Below are 22,794 nucleotides of genomic sequence, written 5' to 3'. Positions count from 1 at the left end.
GCGCTGCCGGCCAACGGCGCCTAACGCGCCTGGCCCCCGGCCCCGGCCACCAGGGACGCCGGGTCCTGCGAAGCGGCGAGACGGCCGAACAGGGTCCACGTGTTGACGTCTTCGATGACGATGGGCACCAACCGCCCGATCAAGGCATGGCGCTCTTCGGCGGGCGCGTCGAAGACGACCACCTTGTTGGTGCGGGTGCGGCCGGACAGGCGTTGGGCGCTGCGCTCGCTCTGGCCTTCCACCAGCACCTCGACCGTGCGGTCGCGGTACGCCAGATTGCGCTCCAGGCTGATGGCGTTTTGCACGGCGATCAGCTCCTGGATGCGCTCCCGCTTGACCGGCTCCGGCACGGGGTCGGGGAGCTTCAGCGCGGCCGTGCCCGGCCGCGGCGAGTACACGAAGGTGAACGCCCCATCGAAGCGCACCGTGCGCACGAGATCGAGCGTCGCTCGAAAGTCCGCATCGGTCTCGCCCGGGAACCCTACGATGATGTCGGTGGTCACGCTGAGCTCCGGTATCGCCTGTCGCATCCGCTCCACCAGCGCCACGAACTCGTCGGCCGTGTAGCGGCGGCCCATCCGGTGGAGCATGCGGTCGCTGCCCGACTGCACGGCGAGGTGCACGTGCTCGGCCACCTTGGGAAGGCGCGCCATCGCCTCGATCAGGTCCTCGGTCATCTCGCGCGGATGGTTGGAGGTGAACCGGATCCGCTCCAGGCCGTCGATGGCGCTGAGACGCTCCAGCAACCGGGCCAGGCTCAGATGCTCTTGCGGGAGGTCCCGCCCGTAGGCGTTGGCCGTCTGCCCGAGCAGGGTGACCTCCCGTACCCCCTGCGCCACCAGCTCCCGGACCTCCTGCTCGATGGCCTCGGGACGGCGGCTGCGCTGGCGGCCCCGGGTGTTGGGCACCACGCAGAACGTACAGCGGTAGTCGCAGCCGTAGATGATGCTTACGAACGCCGTGACGCTACCGGGCTCGCGCAGGACCGGCAAGCCCTCCACGATCTCGCCCTCGTCGTGCCATACCTCCACGACGGGACGGCCCGTCTCGACGACCTGCTGGAGAAGGTCGGGAAAACGGTGGAGGTTGAAGGTGCCCAGGATGAGATCCACGTGCGGCAGCTCTTTTCTCATGCGCTCGAGCTCCGGCCGCTGCTGGGGCATGCAGCCGCAGATCCCGATGAGCATGCCCGGGCGACGCTGCTTGAGCGCTTGCAGAGCCGCCACCTGGCCGTAGATCTTCCGCTCCGGGTTTTCGCGGACGCTGCAGGTGTTGAACAGCACCAGGTCCGCGTCCTCGACCCGGTCGGCAAAGCCGTAGCCCATGCGCTGCAGCATGCCGGCCAGGGTCTGGGAGTCCCGCACGTTCATCTGGCAGCCCAGGGTCACGATATGGGCCTTGGGCCGGCGGCCGTTTACCTGGGGCCCGTTCACGCCCATCCCCCTGCGCACAGCAACTTCGACTCGGAGCCTCGCCGACCATTATAACCGGGCCGGCCGATCAGATGCGAACGAGCGTGTCGACGGGCGCGTGGTCGTCGGTCAGGAGCGGCACGTCGTGGGTGTCGATGGGCTCCACCACCAGCGACCGGGCCAGGCTCGACGTACCCGGCGGAAGGCGCCCTTCCTGCTCGAGGCGCTCCACTCTGGCCTGGAACTCGCCCGGCGCCATGGCCTGCTGGTCGGTGGCCAGGACGATGATGTTGCGGTAGGCGGGGTCGATGGCGCTACCGGAGGTCGCCCCCACGGGCAGGACGTACGTGGTGGGGAAGACGGCCTGCATCGTGCGCAGCATCGAGCGGAAGAGCAGGCTGTGGCGGCCCGACAGGGCTCCGATGATGTTGGAGGCCACCACCCCGCCCGGCTGCAAGCGGCTCTTCAGCGCCTCGTAAAACTCCCGGGTCGCCAGGTGGAAGGGAATCGAATAGGCGAAGTAAGCATCCAGGAAGACCGCGTCGTACCGGGCTCGGGTGCGCTCCACGAAGATGCGGCCGTCCTGCGCGTGGACGGCGAGCCGCCGGTCGTCGAGGGGCACGGCGAAGAAACGGTGGGCGACCCGGACGACCTCCGGGTCGAGTTCGGCCACGTCCATGCGCAGCGAAGGGTAGAAGGCCAGGAAGTTCTTCGGGACCGATCCCCCTCCCAGCCCTACCATCAGGGCCTCCCGGGCCTGTGGCGCGAGGGCCATGGCGAGGTGGAAGTAGCGGGTGTACCCGAAGACCAGCCCCGTCGGGTCCGCCTTGTCCATCGCGCTTTGCCAGGAGTCGTCGAACTTGAGGTATCGAAGGCCCACCGGGTCGTCGACCACCAGGATGTGGTGGTAGGCCGAATCTTTCTGGTAGACGATCGCGCCCCGCTCCTGCGCGAGGCCCGTCCACTCGGGCCAGCCCACTCCCGCCCCGACGGCTGCCCCGGTGGCGGCCAGGGCCAGGACGGCGCCCACGAGGAGCGCACGCCCGCCGCCTCTCCCCCCGGGGGCCCCGCTGACGGTCGGCGACCTGGGGCGCGCGGACGGAGGAGGCGTGCGCCCTGAACCGGGCTTGCCACCGCCTGCCCTGGGAGAAGGCGCCGGCGAGGGGATCGCCGGTCCTTCCGCCTGCGCCGCCCCGGCATGACCCCATCCCACCACGGCCAATCCCAGCAGGACGAGCACGACGCCCAGAACGTACAGGATCTGGGTCACGCCGAGCCACGCCACCAGGTAGAAGGAGGTCAGGAGGGTGCCGGCGATGCTGCCTGCCGTCGAGACGGCGTAGAGCGTCCCGGCGGTAAGCCCGATGGTCTCGACCCCCTGGGCCGCCAGGCGGATGGCGTACGGCGACACCGTGCCGAGGAAGAGCCCGGGCAGGAAGAAGAGCAGCAGGGCCGATACCAGGGACCCTTCCCGGATACCGGTCCCCGAGCTCACCAGCCAGTGGTTGAGCGGCCCTGCCCACAAAGGCATGGAGGTGACGAAGACGCCGGGCACCGCGATGAGCCACCCGAGCCACTGGGCTTGCGGTCGGCGGTCGGCCAGGCGGCCACCCACGAAGTACCCCGCCGTGAGCGCGGCCAGCACGACCGAGATGAGGCTGCCCCAGACGTAGATGGAGTTACCGAAGTAGGGAGCGAGAAGCCGGCTCCCCACCATCTCCAGCGCCATCAGCACGGCGCCCGCAACAAACACGACAACGCCCAGCATCCGCCGCTCCCGTCCCGGCCGGAGGGCCGCCCGCCACGCCTACTTGCTGATCAGGGCCGCGATGCCCAGAACGACGCCGGCCAGCGCGGCCCCCATCAGCCAGCGGTTTTGATTGCGCAGCTGCTCCACCTCTTGAGCCAGGCCGGCAGGGACACCCTGGGCGGGGCTCGCCTCCCGCACCAGCGAACCCATCGCCTGGCGCATGGTGCCGACATTCGCCCGCAGGTCGTCCACTTCCTTTTGAAGCCTGGCCTGCGCCTGCTGTGCGGTCTGCGCCTGCTGGCGATACTCCTCGAGCTGCGCCTGCAGCGCGGCCAGCTGCTTCTGGCGGGCGGCGTCTTGCTGCTGCAGCGCCTGGACCGCGGCTGCCAGCCGGTCGAGCCGCTCGAGGGAGCCCTGCAGGCGCCTCAGGTTTTCCTGCTGGGCGGCTATGAGCGCGCCGGCCTGTTCCGGCTGGATACCGCTTTGGGTGAGAGAGTTGACCAGCTGGGCCAGGGAACCCCGTACCGCCTCGATGTCGCGGCTGAGGCTTGCGAGCTTGCCGTTGAGGCTCTCGACATCCTTGCTCGAGGCCGCAGACTGCATCTGCTGGGCCAGGGTGTTGAGCTGCTGGTTGAGCCCGTTGATGCGCTCCTCGAGCTTGCCCGTGCCCGACTCGAGGGTGACCAGGGCCTGCCTCATGCCCTCGGCGCTGACCCGCCCCTGGCCCAGATCTTGCTTCAGCTGGGCCAGCTCCTGGCTCAAGGACGCCACCTGGGTGCCCAGGTCGGACGTCACGGTGCGCAGGCCCTTGAGAGCTTCCTCCGTTGCCCGTGCCTGGTTGGAAAACTCCGACAGCACGTCCGAGAGCTTGGCATCGATCCGCCCCACGTTGCGGGCCTGGTCATCGAGCCGCTGCGACAGCTGCACCCGCTGATCCTGCCAGCGGGCAAGCTCCTGGCGGAACTCTCCGGTGAGCTGCCGCACCAGTCTGAGGTCGTCGCCGGTGAGCCGCACCTGGCCGCCCTCGACGTCCTGTAGCAGCCGGGCCACCACGGCGGCCAGGGTGTACCGGTCCACGGGCCGCGAGCCGTCGAAGCGGCCGGCCTCGAGGGATAAATACCCGCGCTGCACCAGGGTCATCACCGCGCGATAGGCCCAATGGTCGGGCGGCACGTCGGCGATCGCAGGGGCGGGCTGTGCTTGCGAGGATTGCGCCTGGCCCGGGAGGGCCGGGGCGACCCAGACGAGGGCAAAGACCAAGAGGCCGGCCGCCCCCATCGCGGCCCAACGTCGGGCGTTGCTTGCGAGCCTTTCCTTCATGGCTTGTGCAGTCCCTCCGCACGTTGACGTCGTCCGTCTGCTCGGGCTTCAGGGCCCCTTCGAAGAAGAGCCCTTTCCCAAAGGCGCGGCCTTTCCCGTCGCGGTCACCTCGAGCTCCGGGAGCGGGCCCGGAGGGCCGAGACGGTACACGACCTGCCCTGCCGCGTCCCGGAACTCCGCACTCTGGATCCGCACCGATCCGGCACCGGCTCCCTTCACCGCCAGCCGGAGCACCAGGAGGCTCGCGGCCTGACCTGCAGGCACGCCCTTCGGGCCGGCCACCGATACCGTCACCCGGCCGGCCTCGCTGTCGGCCGCCTCCACGGTGAAGCTCGAACCGCCCTCCTCCTGCGCGCCTTCTCCCCCCGCCACGAAGAGCGTGCCCCTGTCGACCGAAAGCGCCCCTGCTACCAGCCGCAGCACCGCAGGATCGAAAGCGACGTCGATCCGGCCCCGGGCGAACGGCGGCAGGTTGCGGGCCAGGATCTCCACGTTGAACGCTTTGCCCACCGCGAGCCCCTGCCCGGTCCATCCCGCCCCGCCCTTCACCAGGATCTGGATGGGCAGCGGCGGGATGACCACCGTGTTGGTGGGCACGGGCTGCTCGCCTGCTCCCTGGTACGCGACCTTCAGCGAGTAGGGCACGTTGCCGCTCACGCCGGTGGGAGTCACCAGCCAGGACAGATCCACCGTCTCTCCGGGGCGGAGCGTCCCGACGTACTGCCAGGCCGAGGCGCCCGGGGCGATGCGCAGGCCGTAGATCGTCACCAGCTGGGCCGAGACGCCGTACGCCTCCACGCCTCCCTCATTGGTCACGCTGCCCACGACCTCGAAGGGCGAAGGATCCCAGCGCCCATCGACCACGCCGATGCGGGCAGGCCCCCGCAGGCGTACCGACAGCCGAGCGGGGGCGACCAGCCGCATCGTGCGGCGCGCCGTGTTGGGCTCGGCGTTGGTCGCCTCGGCCCTCGCCGAGTAGGTGACCTCGGTGGGAGCGCCAGCCGTCACCCGTACCGACCAGACGGCCTGCTTGGTCGCTCCGGAGCCGATGGAGCCCAGATCGCGCTCCGCCTGCTCGCCGGGGGCAAGCTCGAGCCCGTCGGGCAACGCGAGGCGGATCTTCACCGACCGGGCATCGCCCCGCCCCGTGTTTTGGACGTAAGAGACGATGGTGAGCGGCTCGTTCTGGCCGATGATCGCCGTCTCGGGCCCCGACAGGCCCACCGCGAGCTGGCCCGGCGCTATGCTGATGCCGCCCAGGCCGTAGTAGACCACGATGGACCGGCTGGCTCCGGCGGCCAGCGGCTGCGGCTCGTAGAAAAGGGCCACGGCGCTGTCGAGCTCGTACTCCCCTTTACGCTCGAACGTGCGCCCGGGTTTGAAGTCGAAGTCCCACAGGCTCTCCCGCAACACGCCCCAGTTGGTGAAGTAGACCCGGTCCGGCGGCGTGATCTCGCCGCCTCGCAGGGTCCCCTGGGCGATCACGGCCGGGCGGCTCAGGGAGTCGAAGACCTGGAAAAACTCCGGCGTCGACCGGCCGACCCCTTGGAGCGAGGTATCCGACTCGACCGCCCGTTCGCCCACCCGGAACGGCGCGCCGTCGTTGCTCCCCGCCATGGTGTCGAGGACGATGCGCAGGCCGACCGTGTGGGGCTGTTGATCGTGGTTGACCAGCACGTACTCGATCCGGACCGTGTCGAGCAGACCCGTCGTATGGCCCCGGGTGATCCCCAGGCGCTGGATCACCTCCACCTGGCCGGGAAACTGCCAGGCCGCCTCGATCCCCTGGCCGTTCTCGACCAGCCGGGGCGCCGTCACCCGGGTGCCGAAGGGCCCCCCGCGCCCCGCCGGCAGGTGGGTGGCCCCCCCGAAAACGTAATTCTGGCCGTCCAGCCGTACCGTGGTGAACGACGTCCACGGCTCCTCGCCGCCGTAAATCAGCGGCCGGTTGTCGTCGTCGGCCCGATCCGGATTGCCCCCGGTCGTGCTCACCGAAAACCGGCCGGTGGCGTCCGGCGAGGCGTTGACCACCACCTGGATGAACTCGTTGGACAACCGTACCACGCCGCCCGGCGACGGGTTGGGTTTCGCCGGCGCTTCGGCGGCCCGAGCGACGGGGCCCCCCACCAGGGCCGGCAAGGCCAGGAAGGGCAGAAAGGCCAGCAAGGTCACGAGACGGGGCTTCTTGCGCAGCATGGGCGTATCCACTCCACCCGCCAGTACCCCGGCGCTCACAGGTAGGTCACCCGGGGAGTCAGCACCTGGTAGCTGACCTTCGGCTGCACCCGTCCCTGGGCGTCCACGGGCATCTCGAAGTCGAAAGCCACGTCGAATTGGTAAGCCCGGCGCCCGCTCGAAGGAAGCAGCTTCCACTCCCCCATGACCCATCGCCTGGCAAAGTCGTCCAGTGCCGGGGCACCCGAGCTTTGTTTCACGGTCACCTCCCGGATGGTCCCGTCGGCGTTGGCCGTCACCGTCAGGACCACCCGGCCTTGCATGCCGTAGGTCACGGCGTTCTTGGGGTACACAGGGGAAGGACTCGCTTCGCCCACCAGGCTGGCCGTCGGATCTCCCACCGGCGGACCCGGAGGGGCCTCACCCTTGCCGGTGCCCCCGGTGCCGGAGCTGTCGGGACGGGTCACGGGCCCCTGGGAAGGGGTCCCCTCCTCGCCGACCTGCCCCGGCTCGTCCGACCCTGCCCGTGGGCGGGCTGGAGCCGCACTCACGGCGGCTACGCTGGGGCTCCTCTCCGACGTGAGGACCTGCTTGGCTGCAGGAACCGGCCCCTTGACGGGCGGTTTCTCCTGAGCGACCTCCGGGGCGGACTTGCCGGGCGGCTTTGCGGCCGTAGTGCCCAGCGGACGGGTAGGGGGCTTGGGCTTCTCCGCATACACCTGGGCGGCCGCCGGTGCCCTGGGCTTTGCCGGCGCGGCGCCCGCCGTACCGGGAGCACCGGGCCTGTTGAGCACGCCGTGACCGCTCGGCCCGGCGGGAACGGGGATGATCCTGACGACGGCCCCCTCCCCCATCGAGACCGTCAACGCGTCCGACATCAGGGCCGGGGCGATGAGCGCCAGCAAGATGGCGTGCAGTACCAGCGAGATGCCGATGAACGGCTCCAGCCGGCCCGGATCGTGTGAAAGCCCGCTGTGGGCTGACATCGGGCATGCCCACCTCTCCGAGACGTAGCCGGCTCGTCTGCTCAGCGACCTGCCGACGGTGCGGGCTTCAGCTCCACCGCAAGGCCGAGCCGGTAGGCTCCCGCCCGGCGGAGCACGTCGATCCCCTGCACCACGAGGTCGTATTTGACGTCCCGATCGGCCTTGACGACCACCAAGCGGTCCGGGTGCCGGCGTATCGCATCCCCCACCAGGACCCCCATCTGGGCAAGGCCCACGGGACGCCCGTCCAGGAAATAGCGGCCGGCACGATCGATGGTGACCTCCAGAGCCGGGGCGGCTTCCCGGGTGGCGGTGACGGCCCTGGGCAGGTCCAGGTCGAGGGTCGCGGGATTGCCGCGCAACGTGGAGAAGACCATGAAGAACGAAAGCAGGAAGAACATCACGTCGACCATGTTGATGATCTCGACCCGGGGCCGGTGTCGCTGGGTACGCGTGATGGCCACGGCAGTCGCTCAGCTCCTTCCCCGGACTTCCGTGAGCAACTGCAAGAGCTCGGCCGTCGTCCGGTTGAGCTGGGCCACGCGCTGGTCGATGATGCTGGAAAGGTAGACGTGGATGAACAGCACCGGTATGGCGATGATGAGGCCCGCCGCCGTGGTGATGAGGGCCTCGGCGATGCCGGAGCTCAAACCGGTAGGCTCGACGCCCTGCATGTTGGCCAGGATACGGAAGCTCCGTATGATGCCCGTCACCGTACCCAACAGCCCCAGCATGGGAGCGCCGGTGACGATGGCGTCGAGCCACGCCATGCGCGCCTCTAGCTTGAGCACCTCGTCCTGGCCCACCCGCTCCACCCGGGACCGCACCTCTTCGATGGGGCGATCCCAGGCGGCCAGCCCTTCGGCCAGGACCGCCGCGGTGGGGCCGTTGACCCTGCGGATGCTCTGCATGGCCTCGAGCAAGCGGCCCTCGTGCACCAGGACCCGGAGCTCGTCCATGAGGTGGTCGCCATCGTCGTGCCGGAGCTTGGCGAAATACCAGAGGCGCTCGATACTGATGGCCACCGCCATCACGGAAACGATCCCGAGGGGGACCATGACCGGTCCACCCTTGACCAGCATGTCCACGATTGCGGCGTACATAGAGCCTCCTCCGCCCGCGGCCGGGGTCGAGCGCGTAGCAGCGGCATGCTGCGTGGGGTCTTCGACGATCCGCCATGAATCCCTACCAGAGGCCCCAGGATCCACCCGGCGAACCCACACGACCCGGGACTCTTCCACAAATCTCGAAGCCGCTGCACCATGACCGAGGGTGAGGACGGCGCGGGGACGCCCCTCAGAGGATCTTTTCCAGAAATCCCCTCGTCCGGGCCTCGCGGGGGCGGGTGAAGATTTGCTCCGGCGTCCCCGATTCGATGATCCGCCCTCCGTCCATGAAGATCACCCGGTGGGCCGCCTCCCGGGCGAAGCCCATCTCGTGGGTGACGACCACCATGGTCATCCCTTCGCGGGCCAGGGCCTTCATCACGTCCAGGACTTCCTTGATCATCTCGGGGTCGAGGGCCGAGGTGGGCTCGTCGAACAACATGATCTTGGGGTTCATCGCCAGCCCCCGGGCGATGGCCACCCGTTGCTGCTGGCCGCCGGACAGCTGCGAGGGATAGGCGGCGGCCTTGTCCGGGATGCCGACCTTGGCCAGCAGGGACAGCGCCCGCTCCCGGGCCTGCTCGGGGCTCATCCCCCGCACCCGGATGGGGGCCAGCGTGATGTTGTCCAGCACGGACATGTGCGGGTAGAGGTTGAACTGCTGGAAGACCATCCCGATCTCGCTGCGCAGTCGGGTGATGGGGGTCTTGGGGTCGTTGACGTCGTAGCGGTCGACCACGATGCGGCCTTGCTGGATCGGCTCCAACCGGTTGATGCAGCGCAGCAAGGTGCTCTTGCCCGAGCCGCTCGGGCCGATGATGACCAGCACCTCCCCCGGGTATACCTCCAGGTCGACGCCTTGCAGGACGTGCAAGGAGCCGAACCACTTGTGCACTCCGCGGACGAGGATGATGGGCTCTCGCACCGAAGACGGGGAACTCTCCGCGAGGTCACTCGGCGCTGGCTGCAAGGACCGTTACCCCACCCGTGCGTCTCGTTTGGCGGCTCTTTTTCGCTCCTTGCCGCCCGCCTCCTGCGCCGTTTTGGCCCGGGCCCGAAAAACAGCCCCCTTCGAAAGCGAGAGCGGAGACGGCCCCGGCGCCACCCGGCGGCACGCGGCCGTCTCCTTCTTCGCCGAAGCGTAGCCGGTCCTACCGGGCCCGTGCCGTCGCCGGCGCGTGATGCGAGTGGGCCGGCGGCGGGCCGGACTCTTGCATCCTTTGCAGCCGGTCCTTCGTCACGCTCATCAGCAGAAGCTCGTCGACGCTTCCATCCTCCTCGACCACCTGCATCCGGCCCTCCTTGCGGAAACCGGATTTCTCGTAACAGCGAATGGCCCGGGGGTTGCTCCTCAGCACCCGCAGGTAGATGCGTCGCAGGTGGCGGTCGCTGAACGCGTAGCGCAATAGGGCCCGCACCGCGTCGGTCCCCAAGCCTTGGTTCCACAGGCGTGGCAACCCGATGCGGATGCGAAGCTCTGCCTCGCCGCTGCGCCAGGCGATGTGGTGGAGGTCGATGTCGCCGATGGGCTTCCCGTCGGGCCCTTCGATGATGAACAGCTGGCGGTAGCGATCCTTACGTCCTTGCTCCAGCCACTCGAGGGTTGCTTCCAACGTGGTGGGGTAATCGCCCCGAGCCAGGCGCGCCACCTCCGGATCGAGCGCCCACTGGAGCAGGTACGGTGCGTCCTGAGGCCGGGCAGGCCGGAGGCCGACTCGGTCCCCCTCGATGCGAGTCACCGATCTGTTGCACTCCCTCGCTGGCGAAGTTGGATCCCGGATGAGACGTCATGGCTTTCCCGTACTGCGTCCGTTACGTCGCACTGTGCTATCACGAGGGGACGTTGGCCGGCGTCCGCCATCGTGAGCCCAATTCGAAAGCGGGGGAGCCGACCCTTCCGGCAACTGGCGCCACAACTGGGGCCGATTGGGCGTCGAGTTCACTGCTCGAGCTGGCGCCGCAGCAGTGCCAGGGCCTGCCGTTCCCGGCGGGAGACGACGGGCTGGGAAATCCCGAGCACGCTTGCCACCTCCTGCTGGCTCCAGCCCTGGAAGAACCTCAGCCACACCACCTGGCGCAACTCGGGGGAGAGCTTCTCCAGGGCCTGGCGCACCGCCGCATGCTCGCTCCAGTCGCTGCACGTGTCCGATGGAGCGGTGCGCGGCTCCTCCAGCTCCACCGGCGGGGCCAGCGCCGCATCGGCTGCGGCGAGCTCTGCCGGTTCGACCCCGAGGGCCTGCGCGACCTCCTGGACCGTGACCGGCCGCCCCAGCTCTGCCTCGAGCCGCCGCTGGGCCAAAGCGGCCTGGCGCATCAGTGCCCGGGCGCCCCGCACGCCGGCCACCGCCTGGCTCTTCTCGACCAGCCGGCGCACCTCGCCGAGCATCAGGGGAACGGCGTAGGTGGCAAAGCTCACCCCGAGGGCAGGGTCGAAGCGCCGGGACGCCTCCACCAGACCGAGTCTCGCGGCCTGCAGCCGGTCCTCCAGCTCCACGGGCGCCCAGTCGAAACGACGCGCCACCGCGACCGCCAGCCCCATGTGGGCGGTGGGATCGACGGCGCCCCCCGGGGCGGGACCGCCGCCGGGTTGGGCATGAGACTCAGGACGGGGCAGCCTGGAGGGCCGGCCGCTTGAAGAGGCGGACACAGGTACCCTCTCCCGGGGAGGAATCCACCTCGAGGACGTCCACGTAGCTCTCGGCCACGGAAAAGCCGATGCCCAGGTGATCGCCGCCCAGGCTGCTGTAGCCGGCCCGCCGTGCCTTTTCCACGTCGGCGATGCCCACGCCCCGGTCCTCGACGACGATCTCCACCCCACCGTCCCGGATCCGCCCGGCCACCCAGACCGGGCCGGTGCCGCCGGGGTACGCGTGGACCACCGCGTTGGCCACCATCTCGGAGACGGCCAGCTTGACGTCCTCCACCTCTTCCAGCGTGAAGGGCAGCCGCGCTGCGAACGCCGCCACGACGGAGCGCGCGAAGGCAAGGTTGGCGGGTGCCGCGGCCATGACGAGCACGAAGCCGTCGGGTCCGCTTGCCCACGGCTCCGGCCCCACGCATCGCGCAGGCCGGTGGGCATCCTGGATCTCGCTCATGCGCGCCGCCTCCTCCGCCCGCGGGACTGCCCGGCCGATTTCGGCAACATCCGGCGTAACGCGTCGGCCTCTGTGTCGAAGACCTCCACGAAGCGCATGGCGCCGCTGATCTCCAGCATGCGGCGCACCCGCACGCTGGGCTCGGCCACGCCCAGGCGGCCGCCCCTGCCCGCGGCCGCGCGGTAGCGCCCGAGGATGACGGCGATCCCGGTGCTGTCGAGAAAGGTCAACGCCTTGAGGTTGATGAGCACGTGGCGCAGGCGCTCGTCCGCGTTCCAGGCTTGCTCGATGGGGTCGCGCAGCTGGGCCGCCGAGGCCATGTCCAGCTCTCCGGCGACCCGGGCGACCAGCACGGGTCCGTTTCGCTGCAGTTGCACGTTGACCGACAAGCGCGATGGGCCTCCCCGCCGAAACGGAATCGGCGGCTTACTTCGGCTCGCGCGGTGCCGGTTTCCTCTCGACAGGAATCCATGCCTGGACAAAGCTCCGGACCTGGCGGCCCACGAGGTCGCTCCAGGATGCGATGCCGACTGTCTGTGTCACCTGAACGGGCACCTCGGCGAGCACCGATCCGGTCGTCTGGTCCAGGATGCGCACCGTTCCGACCCGGGCGTCGGCTGCGAGGGGAGCGACCAGGATCCCGGGGAGCTCCGCCTCCTGCCGGACGGTGAGGCGGCTTCCCCGCTCGACGGTCATGAACGCGTCCTGGGCCAGGACGAGCGGCACCCACATGGGGTCGCCCCGCACGACCTCGGCCTGGCCCACCACGTCGCCCTTCGAGGCCAGCCGGCGAGCCTCGTACCGGCGGAAACCCCAGTCGAACAGCGCGCGCACGTCCGCATCTCGGTCCTTGGCCGTCGGCGCTCCCATGGTGACGGCGATGAGGCGCAGGTGATCCCGGACCGACGTGGCAGCGACGCAGTACCCGGCCTCGCTGGTCATCCCCGTCTTGAGCCCGTCGACGCCGGGGTAGCGCTTGAGCAAGCGGTTGAAGTTGTACAGGACCGGCTTCTTGATGCTGTTGTGGCGCATGGTGTACTCCCACGTGGAGACGAAGTCGAGCAGGCCTGGGGTCTGGATGGCCTGGCGGGAGAGGATCGCGAGATCCCGGGCGCTGGCGACGTGGGGCCCGGGATCCCCCGTCTCCTGGGGAGGCAGGCCGGTGGAGTTGGCGAAGTGCGTGTGCTTCATGCCGAGCTGCCTGGCCCGCTGGTTCATCATCTCGACGAAAGCGGGCTCCGAACCCGCCAGGTGCTCGGCCACGGCTACGGCCGCGTCGTTGGCGCTGCCGACCCCGATGGCGTAGAGCAGGTCCCGCAGGCTCATCCGCTCGCCCGGCTCCAGCCAGATCTGGCTCCCGCCCATGGAAGCGGCGTGATCCGACGCCACCACCTCGTCGGTCATGCGCACCCGGCCGTCCTGGACCGCCTCGAGCGCCAGCATGAGCGTCATGATCTTGGTCACGCTCGCCGGCGGCAGCGCCTCGTCCGGATGGAGCTCGTACAGGACCTGGCCGCTGGCGGCGTCCATCAAGACCGCGGCCTTCGACGTGAGCTTCAGGTCGGGCGCGGCCGGCGGCGCCACCGAAGTGGCCGGAAGCCCTCCTGGCCCGGGCATCCTCGATACCCAGACCACCCACACGGCCACGATCCCGGCCATGATGGCCAACGCTGTGGCAAGCCGCCTGACCAGAGGGCCCCACCCCCGCCAACGGGAGGTCGTGCAATAGGGACCCTATGATCGGGCTTGACACGGCTAGAACCGCCGGCCCATGGGAAAAGGATGCCTAGGCGCGCGGCCCGTCCGGCAGAAGGCTCGCCAGGAAGCTCTCGCCGGCGTCGAAGCTCCCATCGATCCCCAGCATGGCGGCCGCGGTGCTGGCGAGATCGGCGAAGGTTCGCCGCACTCCGAGCGGGACACCCGCCCGCAGCGCCGGGCCCCACACCAACAGCGGCACGTACTCCCGGGAATGGTCCGTGCTGGGAGTCGTCGGATCGCACCCGTGGTCGGCGGTGATGACCAGCACGTCGCGCCGTCCGATGCGATCCAGGATCTCGGGCAGCCGCCGGTCGAACGCCTCCAGCCCCCGGGCGTAGCCCTCGGCGTCGTTGCGGTGCCCCCACAGCATGTCGAAGTCGACCAGGTTGGTCATGACGAGCCCACGCCGGCCCCGGGTCCGGTCGAGGAAGGCGAGAGTCGCGTCCACGCCCTCCATGTTGTCGCGGGTATGGATGGCCTCTTCGATACCCCGCCCTGCGAAGATGTCCTCGATCTTGCCCACGGCCCACACGCCCAGCCCGGCCTCCCGGACTCGATCGAGCAGCGTGGGGCGGGGAGGCGGCAGGCTGAAGTCTCGACGCCGGGGCGTGCGGCGGAAGGAGCCGGGAGTCCCCTCGAAGGGCCGCGCGATGACCCTTCCCACCGCATGGGGCCCGGTCAGGATGCCCCGGGCGACCTCGCACATGCGGTACAGCTCCGGCACCGGGATGACCGACTCGTGGGCGGCGATCTGAAACACGCTGTCCGCCGACGTGTAGACGATGGGCCTCCCCGTACGCAAGTGCTCCTCGCCCAGCTCTTCGATGATCACGGTGCCGGAGGCCGGGCGATTGCCGAGCACCCGGCGCCCGATGGCCCGCTCGAACGCCTCGATGACCTCGGGCGGAAATCCCTCGGGATACGTGGGGAAAGGACGGTCGAGCACGACGCCGGTCAGCTCCCAGTGGCCGGTGGTGGTGTCTTTGCCGGCGGAGCGCTCGGCCATCTTGCCGTAGGCCGCGGCCGGCCGCCCGGCGCACGCCACTCCCGGGATTTCGTCGATGCACCCCAGCCCCAGCCTCTCCAGGTGCGGCAGGCGAAGTCCACCCACAGCCTGGGCGGTGTGGCGCAGGGTATGGCTCCCTTCGTCGCCGAAGCGCGCAGCGTCCGGGAGCTCTCCGATGCCCACGCTATCGAGCACGATGAGGCAAATGCGGTCGACGGGCGCGGTCTTGGGTTGCACGGGCTGTTGACGCCTCCTGGGGCATTATAGCCCTGCCGGGGGAGCTGCCAACCACCCGCGCAACCAGCCAGCCCCCAGAAGAGCCAGGGCGGCACCCGCCGCGGCCAGGAGCAGGACTCGCAGGCCCAGGCGCAGGTAGGTGGCGAACGCGCCGGGAAGTTCGTGCGAGGCGACGCCCAGCATGGACCGGGCAACGACGAGGCCGAACTCCGTGGCGCCGGCGGCCGCGCGCGTGGCCGCCAGGGTGAGGCAGAGCTGCAGGGGAAGCAGGGTCAGGGCCACCGTGACGAGCCCATCCCGTCCCCACCCCGCCAGGGCCCAGGTGAGGGCGCTACCCAACATGTAGCCTCGCACCAGCGGCGCCAGGAGAGCCAGGGGCGAGGCGAACACGGTGAACCCGAGCGCCCAGGCGAGCCCGGGCCCCCACAGGAGCTGTCTTCCGAGCTCCCCGAGGAACGCCTGCCAGGCGGGAGCCTGCGCCGGCCACATCGCGAGCACGTAAGCCCCCGGCGACAGGCCCTGGGCGCCGGGATGGCCCAGCGCGTGGCGCACTCCGACGCCGAAAGCGAAGGCGGCCAGGCCGGCCGCCAGGTAGACCGCCCATCGCCGCTGCAGCGAAACCGACGCCGCGCCCCACAGGGCCGGCTGCGCGCTCACTCGCGCCACCCCATCCGGCCGGCTCGGACGGCCCCCGAGTCGCCGGCGCGCGCTGCCGACAGGCGCGCCAGCACCATCCCCGCCGCCAGACAGCCATCGAAGAAGGCCGGATCGGCCGCCGGGTCCCGGCCCATGGTGCGTGGCACGAAAGGCAACCGCTCGAGCGCGGGTCGAGCCGGGAGGGGGTCGGCCTGCACCACCCGGTGGCGGCGCAGGATGCCCGCGGCGGCGAGCTGCCCTACTACGAGGCGGCGTAGCGCGCGGGGCAAGCGGGCCGGCAGCACCACGGTGGCAGGACGGCCGGCAAGCTGCCCCAAGGCGATCCGGTCATGATGGCTCACTCCCCGATGCCGCACCCGGGCGTCGGCCTGGGAAATGCGCAGGGGCACCACGGCCGTGCCGCCCAGGGCTGTGACCAGGTCGGCGAGGTACGCCTGCTCGAGGGCGGTGGTGCCGAGGGGAGTGGCCGTACCCACGGTGCCGGGCCCCGGTCCGACGAGGGCGACGTCGCATCCGGCAAGCCTGGCCACGGCCAGCGCGCTGGCCGGGTGCACGGCCTCCAGGTCCCCTCCTAGGGCCTGCCCGGCGGTGATGAGGAGATCGATCAGGCGGGCGCGCCGGACCTGCCCCAGGGTACGCATCGAGGCGGCAGCGAGCGACGTGGCATCGGTCATGACGTAGGCCACCCGGGGACGCCGCTCCTCGCCCCAGGCCCACCGCAACGCGGCCACGAGAGGCGTGAGCATCCCATGCAGGGCCAGGACCGCCACCGGCAAACCGTCGATGCGCGTCACCCGGCGAAGAGCCCGGTGGTAGGGGCTACCGGGCTCTTCGGCCGCCCGCACGACCGTCTGCAGCGGGGTGTAGCGGAGCTTGACGATGTGCCCGTGAAGCCGCCGCCGCAGCGCAGGCGTCCGCCAATCGCCCGGCGGCCGGGGCGGATCCAGGGGAGCTACCACGACATGGTAGCCCCCGCTCCCGAGGGAAAGGGAGACGGCCGAGGTGTTGACCAGGACCCGTTGTCCCGGATACCAGCCGCCGTACCCCAGTTGTGTCAGGGCATACGCCGGGTAAAACCCCGGCTCGTCGGACGGCGCAGCCCCTTGCCCGTCGATACGCACCACCAGGTCGACCCGGTCGCCGTCCCGCCCGACGACCTGATGGACGACCCCTACTCGTAGCTCGATCACCGCGTTTTCGACGGGCGGGCATGCCGCCGGCTCGCTCCGGCGGGTCGATTACTCCCGAAAGCCGCCTCTCCGCCCACCCGGGCGCCTCAGGCCACCTCTGGCGTCCCGGGCGTCCCGGCCGCGCCGGTCGGGCTCGGGCCGCGTGGTGCGGCCATCGATGGCCCCGGCCTCGCGCTCGGCTGCGGGCAGCGCTTCCTTGCGCGACAGGTTGATGCGCCCGAGCCGGTCGATCTCCGTCACCTTCACGAGCACTTCGTCGCCGACGTTGACCACGTCTTCGACGCGACCCACGCGCTGGGGCGCCAGCTCGGAGATGTGGACGAGGCCCTCCTTGCCGGGCAGGATCTCGACGAAGGCCCCGAAGCTGGTGGTCCGCTTCACCTTCCCGAGGTAGACGGCCCCCACCTGCACGTCGCGTACCAGGTTTTGGATGATCTCCGCCGCCTTCTTGCCGCTCTCCTCGTCGGCGGAGGCGATGAAGACCCGCCCGTCGTCCTCCACGTCAATCTCTACGCCGGTCTGCTCGATGATCTTCCGGATCATCTTGCCGCCCGGGCCGATGACGTCGCGGATCTTGTCAACGGGGATTTCGAGGGTCAGGATGCGAGGAGCCCTGGGGGAGAGCTCCGGCCGGGGCTTGTCGATGGCCTGGAGCATCTTGTCGAGGATGAAGAGCCGGCCCGCCTTCGCCTGGGCCAGCGCCTGCTGCAGGATCTCCCGGGTCACGCCGTGTACCTTGATGTCCATCTGCAGCGCCGTGACCCCGTCGGCCGTGCCCGCCACCTTGAAGTCCATGTCGCCCAGGGCGTCCTCGATGCCCTGGATGTCGGTCAGGATGGCAAAGCGCTCGCCCCACTTGACGAGCCCCATGGCCACGCCGGCCACCGGCTTGCGGATGGGCACGCCGGCGTCCATCAGCGCCAGCGTGCTGCCGCAGACGCTCGCCTGCGAGGTAGAGCCGTTGGACTCCAGCACCTCGGAGACGAGACGAATCGTGTACGGAAACTCGGACTCCGGCGGGATGACCGGCAACAGCGCCCGCTCCGCCAGCGCCCCGTGCCCGATCTCCCGTCGCCCGGGAGCCCGCATGGGGCGCACCTCGCCAACGCTGTAGGGCGGGAAGTTGTAGTGGTGGATGTAGCGCTTGCGGTCCTCCTCCCGCAGGTCGTCGAGGAGCTGCTCATCCGACTTGAGCCCGAGCGTGCAGCTCGTCAGGACCTGGGTCTGGCCCCGTACGAACAGCCCCGACCCGTGCACCCTGGGCAAGACCCCGACCTCGCACCAGATGGGCCGAATCTCGTCGAGCTTGCGCCCGTCGGGCCGCTCGTGGTCCTCGGCGATCATGCGTCGGACCTCGTCCTTGAGCAGCTTGTCGAGGATGGTCTCGACGTCCTTGAGCAGCGGCGCCGCCTGCTCCTCGCCGCCCCGCTCGGCCACGAACTGTTCGACGACCTCTTGCCGGGCCTTCTCGATCGCCTCTTCCCGGGCCTGCTTGTCCGGGTTCTTGACCGCGGCCGCGATCTTGGGCCGGCCGTACTGCTCCACCCAGGCCTGCACCTGCGGGTCGGGCGTGAACAGCGGCACCTCCACCTTGGGCTTGCCGACTTCCGCCCGCATCTGCTCCTGGAGCGCGACGATTCGCCGGATCTCCTCGTGGGCCGTCATGATGGCCTCGAGCATCTGGTCCTCCGGCACCTCGTCGGCGCCGGCCTCCACCATCATGATGGCGTCGCGCGTGCCCGCCACGACCAGGTGGAGACGGCTCGCCTTCTCCTGCTCGGCCGTAGGGTTGACCACGAGCGAGCCGTCGACGAGGCCCATCCGCACCGCGCCCACGGGCCCCAGGAACGGGATCTCGGAGATGGTGAGCGCTGCCGAAGCGCCGATGATGCCGAGCACGTCGGGCGGCGCGTCGTGGTCCACGCTCAAGGTCGTGACCACGACCTGCACGTCGTTGCGGAAACCTTCGGGGAAGAGGGGCCGGATCGGGCGGTCCACCATGCGAGCCGAGAGGATCGCGATGTCCCCGGGCTTCCCCTCCCGCCGCCCCCACCCGCCCGGAATCTTGCCGACCGCGTACATCCGCTCTTCGAAGTCGACCAGCAGCGGGAAGAAGTCGATCCCTTCCCGGGGCTGGCGCGACATCGTCGCCGTGACCAGCAACACCGTGTCTCCGTAGCGCACCACGACCGACCCGTTGGCCTGGCGCGCCAGCTTGCCGGTCTCGAGCTGCAGCCGACGGCCTGCCAGCTCCATTTCGTAGGAATGGACGTCAAACATGTGGGTATCCTAGCCTCCCTGATCAGTGGCGCAGCCCGAGCCGCTCGACGACCGCCCGGTAACGCTGGGCATCGATCCGCTCCAGGTATCGCAGCAGGCCCCTGCGCTGGCCGATCATCTTGTAGAGCCCGCGCCGGCTGTGGAAATCCTTGCGATGGACCTTGAGATGCTCGGTGAGGTCGTTGATGCGCTGGGTCAACAGCGCGATCTGGACCTCCGGCGAGCCCGTGTCCCCCTCGTGCCGGCTGAATTGCGAAATCAAGCTGGACTTGGTCTCCTTGGTCAGTGCCATGAATCCATGCTTCCTCCTCACGTCTGCGGCCATCGCCCCCAGCCCAAGCCCGGTGTGGAGGAGCGCGCCGCGCTCGAGCCGGGGGCCGTCCCGTCCTGGCGGGTACCGGCCGTCATCGCGTCTCGCCGTTAATCTATCACACGCTACCACCCTGCAAAAGCCGAGGTCGCTTTTCTGTCGCCGAGGCGAAGTACTCCAGGGCCCGTTCGCGGTCGACCCCGATCTGCGCCACCAGGTCGTCGACGCCGGAAAAGCGCCGGATGGGACGCAGGAATCGCAGGAACTCGACCCCGGACCGCCTGCCGTACAAGGACGGGGATCCCTCGACCACGTGCACCTCCAGCCACCGGGCCCCCGGCCCGAAGGTCGGCCGCGTGCTCACCACCGCCAGCGCCGGCATCTGGTCGAGCAGGGCCAGGTAGACCCCGTCGCCCGGCAGTTGCTGAGCCGGGTCGGGCCGGATGTTGGCGGTGGGATAGCCGAGCTGGCGCCCCCTGCCCTCTCCCCGCACCACCTCTCCGGCCACTCGATACGGGCGGCCCAGCAGCTGCCCGGCCCCTTCCACTTCTCCTCGCTCGACGAGCTGCCGGATCAAGCTGGAGGAGACGGCCTGCCCCTGTAGCTGCACCGGCGGCACGATCTCGGTCACCAGTCCCAGCTTCTCTCCGATCTCCCGGAGCGTGGCCGCGGTGCCGCTGCGATCCCGCCCGAAGGTGAAGTTGAACCCCGCCACCACGCCCGAGCACTGCAACCTCGCGCACAAGACCGAGGAGACGAACGTCTCCGGCTCGAGCGCGGCCACCTCCCGGTCGAATCCCAGCACCGCCACGGCTTCCGCACCGTACTCCCGCAAGAGGGCGACCCGATCGGAAAGCGGCGTGAGCAGAAGGGGAGGCGGCGCGTCCGGTGCCACGACCAGCCGCGGGTGGGGGTCGAAGGTGAGGGCCACGGCTCGGGCCTCCAGGCGCTCGGCGAGCCGGCGGGCGGAGCGCAAGATGGCTTGATGGCCAAGGTGCACCCCATCGAACGTGCCGATCGCCACGATACTCTTCGCACCGGTGGAGGGCTCGGGAGGGTACCAGTCGATGCGCACCGTGCGGACGTCCTCCATTCTTCGGGTCCCTGCTCATCCCACCAGCATTTCGGGCGCCAGCCACGGCCTCCCGTCGCGTACGGTGAAGCGCGCGATCCCGAAGAAGCGATCCCCCGCATCGTACAGCCTTACGTGTTCGCCGGCCCGCAGGCCGGCGGGGCGGGGGTCGGCCGGCGGCCACGCCACCGCCGTGCCGTGCCGGGCCCGGTGGAGAGATTCACCTTCCAGGGAGACCCGGGGCAGGTGGCCCAGCCCGGCGTCCAGCGGCAGCAGGTACTCCGCCAGCCGGCGATGGCGGCCCGCCGCTTCGAGCTCTTCGAGCGTCACGGCCTGATCCAGGCCAAACGCCCCGCTGCGCAGCCGCACCAGGAAGCCCAGATGCGCGCCGCAGCCCAGGCTCTGGCCCACGTCGTCGCACAGGGTGCGCACGTAAGTCCCCGCCGAACACGTGACGTCGAACACGACCCGGGCGCCGAAGGTGGCTCGTTCGGCGTCCTCGGGCCAGATGCTGTGCACCTGGAGATCGTAGATCTCCACGGTGCGCACGGGCCGTTCGACCTCGACGCCCTGGCGCGCCAGCTCGTACAGCCGCCGGCCCTGGTGGTGCACGGCGGAAACCATCGGAGGGCGCTGCCGGATCGTCCCGATCATGCGGGCCAGCGCGGCGTCCACGTCGCTCCACGGGATCTCGAACGCATCGGCCACGGCCAGGGTCCGCCCCGAAGCGTCCTGGGTATCCGTGCGGACGCCGAGGACCATCTCCGCCCGGTAGACCTTCTCGGCCTCCTGCAGGTAAGAGGCGAGGCGGGTCGCCTGGCCCACCAGGACGACCAGCACGCCCGCTGCTCCGGGATCCAGGGTCCCGGCGTGGCCCACCCGGCGCACGCCCGCCCACTTGCGCACCAGGGCGACGACGTCGTGGGACGTCATCCCGGGCGGCTTGATCACGTTGAGCACGCCTGCGGCGACGCCCGGCGCCTCCAAACTACGCCACCCTCCTCTACCTGCGCCCGTCTCGCGCCGGGACCGCGGGCATCGTGGCGACCGCCGCCTGGCAGGCGGCCACGACCCGCCGGACGGCCTCTTCGAGCGGAGCCTCCAGCGTACAGCCGGCCGCCCGCAGGTGGCCCCCGCCGCCGAACGCCCGGGCGATCGCCGACACGTCCACGTACCTCTGGGAGCGCAAGCTCACCCGCGTCTTGCCCGGCTCCAGCTCCTTGAACAGCAAGGCGACTTCGACCCCGTGGACCATGCGCGGGTACTGGACGAGCCCCTCCATCTCGCTCGGGGGAACCCCGGCTTGTTGGGCGTCCTTCAGGGGGAGCTCCATCCAGGCGATCCGCCCGTCCTCGGTCCGCTTCAGCGAGTCGAGCATCCGCCCCAACAGGCGCATGAACTCCCACGACCGGGTGTCGTAGATGGCCATGGAGAGCTCGTGGGGGTCCACCCCCGCCTCCACCAACTCCGCCCCGATGGCGAGGGTCCGGGCGGTGGTGTTGCTGAAGCGGAACGAGCCCGTATCGGTGAGGATCGCCGAGTAAAGGCAGGCGGCGATGTCGGGGGTCAGCGACACGCCCAGGACCCGGATGAGGTAGTACACGAGCTCGCCCGTGGCCCCGGCTGCCGGCTCGATGAAGGCGACGTCGGCTCGGGCGTCGTTGGTGGCGTGGTGATCGACGTTGACGACCCGGGGCGCGCGGCGGATCAGTTCCCACGACGCGCCCAGGCGATCGGGGCGGACTTCGGTATCCAGCACCACGGCGAGCTCCGGGATCACGTGCTCCGGAGCCCCCACGAGCATCTGGTCGTGGCCGGGAAGGAAATGCCAGTACTCCGGATCGGGACCTGGGGAGATCGCCCACGCCGTCTTGCCCAGGCTCTCCAGGGCAAGCCGCAGGGCCAGGATCGACCCGATGCTGTCGAGATCTGGATCCACGTGGCCGATGATGGCGATGCGGTCGTGAATTTTCAGCTCGTGCGCCACGGTCTGCAGGGCACGCTCGGTTTCGGGCCACCGCGCCGTCACGATGGGGCCCCCTCGTGCTCCGGCCTACCCGCCTGCTGCCCCGTCGCCGGATCTGCCGGCGGCGTCCCGGACGGCTCGCGCAGCTGGTTGAGGATGGTCATCACCCGCGCCCCCCGGCGCACCGACGGGTCGAACTGGAACGTCACCTCCGGAGTGTAACGCAGGCGGATCCGCCGCCCGGCCTCCGTGCGCACGTACCCTCGCGCCTGCTCGAGCACGTCCATCGTTCGGCGCAGGTCCTCGTCGCTTCCCAGCACGCTCACGAACACCTTGACGTGGCGGAGGTCGCTCGACATCTCCACGTCGGTCACGGTCACGAACCCCAGGCGCGGATCCTTCATGCGCCGGAGGATGTCGCTCACTTCTCGCCGGTACTCTTCGCGAAGCCGCTCCACCCGAAGCCTTGCCATC

The 22,794-nt window shown here is 70.0% G+C and carries 22 protein-coding genes; all 22 read right to left on the bottom strand.

Going from position 1 to position 22,794, the window contains the following annotated elements; genetic code table 11:
- Positions 1 to 20: 20 nt before the first annotated feature.
- Positions 21 to 1,433, bottom strand: coding sequence for a tRNA (N6-isopentenyl adenosine(37)-C2)-methylthiotransferase MiaB (gene miaB / locus U7230_RS05735; RefSeq protein ID WP_324717777.1), 1,413 nt, complete (start codon positions 1,431 to 1,433; stop codon positions 21 to 23).
- Between the two features lie 67 nt (positions 1,434 to 1,500).
- Positions 1,501 to 3,180: a fused MFS/spermidine synthase gene (locus U7230_RS05730; protein WP_324717776.1), complete on the bottom strand. Its 1,680-nt coding sequence runs from the start codon at positions 3,178 to 3,180 to the stop codon at positions 1,501 to 1,503.
- 39 nt (positions 3,181 to 3,219) lie between these two features.
- Positions 3,220 to 4,482, bottom strand: coding sequence for a coiled-coil domain-containing protein (locus tag U7230_RS05725; RefSeq protein ID WP_324717775.1), 1,263 nt, complete (start codon positions 4,480 to 4,482; stop codon positions 3,220 to 3,222).
- A 48-nt stretch (positions 4,483 to 4,530) separates the two neighbouring features.
- On the bottom strand, positions 4,531 to 6,678 hold the full coding sequence (locus U7230_RS05720) for a hypothetical protein (RefSeq protein ID WP_324717774.1): 2,148 nt from the start codon (positions 6,676 to 6,678) through the stop codon (positions 4,531 to 4,533).
- Positions 6,679 to 6,713: 35 nt separating this feature from the next.
- Positions 6,714 to 7,643 (bottom strand): TonB family protein, encoded by a 930-nt coding sequence (locus U7230_RS05715; RefSeq protein ID WP_324717773.1) that lies wholly within the window; start codon positions 7,641 to 7,643, stop codon positions 6,714 to 6,716.
- A gap of 41 nt (positions 7,644 to 7,684) precedes the next feature.
- Positions 7,685 to 8,107: an ExbD/TolR family protein gene (locus U7230_RS05710; protein WP_324717772.1), complete on the bottom strand. Its 423-nt coding sequence runs from the start codon at positions 8,105 to 8,107 to the stop codon at positions 7,685 to 7,687.
- 9 nt (positions 8,108 to 8,116) lie between these two features.
- Positions 8,117 to 8,746, bottom strand: a complete 630-nt coding sequence (locus tag U7230_RS05705; protein WP_324717771.1) for a MotA/TolQ/ExbB proton channel family protein — start codon at positions 8,744 to 8,746, stop codon at positions 8,117 to 8,119.
- A gap of 193 nt (positions 8,747 to 8,939) precedes the next feature.
- Complete coding sequence (locus U7230_RS05700; protein WP_404980643.1) at positions 8,940 to 9,662, bottom strand: amino acid ABC transporter ATP-binding protein; 723 nt, start codon at positions 9,660 to 9,662, stop codon at positions 8,940 to 8,942.
- A gap of 238 nt (positions 9,663 to 9,900) precedes the next feature.
- Positions 9,901 to 10,488, bottom strand: coding sequence for a GNAT family N-acetyltransferase (locus tag U7230_RS05695; protein WP_324717769.1), 588 nt, complete (start codon positions 10,486 to 10,488; stop codon positions 9,901 to 9,903).
- Positions 10,489 to 10,688: 200 nt separating this feature from the next.
- A complete protein-coding gene (locus tag U7230_RS05690; protein WP_324717768.1) occupies positions 10,689 to 11,288 on the bottom strand; it encodes a sigma-70 family RNA polymerase sigma factor in 600 nt (199 codons plus the stop codon).
- Positions 11,289 to 11,349: 61 nt separating this feature from the next.
- Positions 11,350 to 11,844, bottom strand: coding sequence for an ATP-binding protein (locus U7230_RS05685; RefSeq protein WP_324717767.1), 495 nt, complete (start codon positions 11,842 to 11,844; stop codon positions 11,350 to 11,352).
- Entirely contained in the window at positions 11,841 to 12,233 is a 393-nt protein-coding gene (locus U7230_RS05680; protein ID WP_324717766.1) for an STAS domain-containing protein, read from the bottom strand. The genes U7230_RS05685 and U7230_RS05680 overlap by 4 nt, the downstream gene beginning before the upstream one ends.
- A 37-nt stretch (positions 12,234 to 12,270) precedes the next feature.
- Positions 12,271 to 13,503, bottom strand: coding sequence for a D-alanyl-D-alanine carboxypeptidase family protein (locus U7230_RS05675; protein WP_324718193.1), 1,233 nt, complete (start codon positions 13,501 to 13,503; stop codon positions 12,271 to 12,273).
- Between the two features lie 127 nt (positions 13,504 to 13,630).
- Entirely contained in the window at positions 13,631 to 14,845 is a 1,215-nt protein-coding gene (locus tag U7230_RS05670) for a phosphopentomutase (protein WP_324717765.1), read from the bottom strand.
- Positions 14,846 to 14,869: 24 nt separating this feature from the next.
- Positions 14,870 to 15,502, bottom strand: coding sequence for a hypothetical protein (locus tag U7230_RS05665; RefSeq protein ID WP_324717764.1), 633 nt, complete (start codon positions 15,500 to 15,502; stop codon positions 14,870 to 14,872).
- Positions 15,499 to 16,692 (bottom strand): DUF3866 family protein, encoded by a 1,194-nt coding sequence (locus tag U7230_RS05660; protein ID WP_324717763.1) that lies wholly within the window; start codon positions 16,690 to 16,692, stop codon positions 15,499 to 15,501. The genes U7230_RS05665 and U7230_RS05660 overlap by 4 nt, the downstream gene beginning before the upstream one ends.
- A 48-nt stretch (positions 16,693 to 16,740) precedes the next feature.
- Positions 16,741 to 18,972, bottom strand: coding sequence for a polyribonucleotide nucleotidyltransferase (locus tag U7230_RS05655; RefSeq protein ID WP_324717762.1), 2,232 nt, complete (start codon positions 18,970 to 18,972; stop codon positions 16,741 to 16,743).
- 22 nt (positions 18,973 to 18,994) lie between these two features.
- Positions 18,995 to 19,258 (bottom strand): 30S ribosomal protein S15, encoded by a 264-nt coding sequence (rpsO, locus tag U7230_RS05650; protein WP_404980642.1) that lies wholly within the window; start codon positions 19,256 to 19,258, stop codon positions 18,995 to 18,997.
- A gap of 142 nt (positions 19,259 to 19,400) precedes the next feature.
- A complete protein-coding gene (locus U7230_RS05645) occupies positions 19,401 to 20,375 on the bottom strand; it encodes a bifunctional riboflavin kinase/FAD synthetase (RefSeq protein WP_324717760.1) in 975 nt (324 codons plus the stop codon).
- A 15-nt stretch (positions 20,376 to 20,390) separates the two neighbouring features.
- A complete protein-coding gene (gene truB / locus U7230_RS05640; RefSeq protein WP_324717759.1) occupies positions 20,391 to 21,341 on the bottom strand; it encodes a tRNA pseudouridine(55) synthase TruB in 951 nt (316 codons plus the stop codon).
- Positions 21,342 to 21,357: 16 nt separating this feature from the next.
- Positions 21,358 to 22,383, bottom strand: a complete 1,026-nt coding sequence (locus U7230_RS05635) for a DHH family phosphoesterase (protein ID WP_324717758.1) — start codon at positions 22,381 to 22,383, stop codon at positions 21,358 to 21,360.
- A complete protein-coding gene (rbfA, locus tag U7230_RS05630; RefSeq protein WP_324717757.1) occupies positions 22,380 to 22,793 on the bottom strand; it encodes a 30S ribosome-binding factor RbfA in 414 nt (137 codons plus the stop codon). Before rbfA ends, U7230_RS05635 begins: the two co-directional genes overlap by 4 nt.
- Position 22,794 lies beyond the last annotated feature (1 nt).

Origin of the sequence: Limnochorda sp. L945t (assembly GCF_035593305.1) — a bacterium.
Classification (GTDB): domain Bacteria; phylum Bacillota; class Limnochordia; order Limnochordales; family Geochordaceae; genus Carboxydichorda; species Carboxydichorda subterranea.
This window is presented reverse-complemented; position numbering and strand designations above follow the sequence as displayed.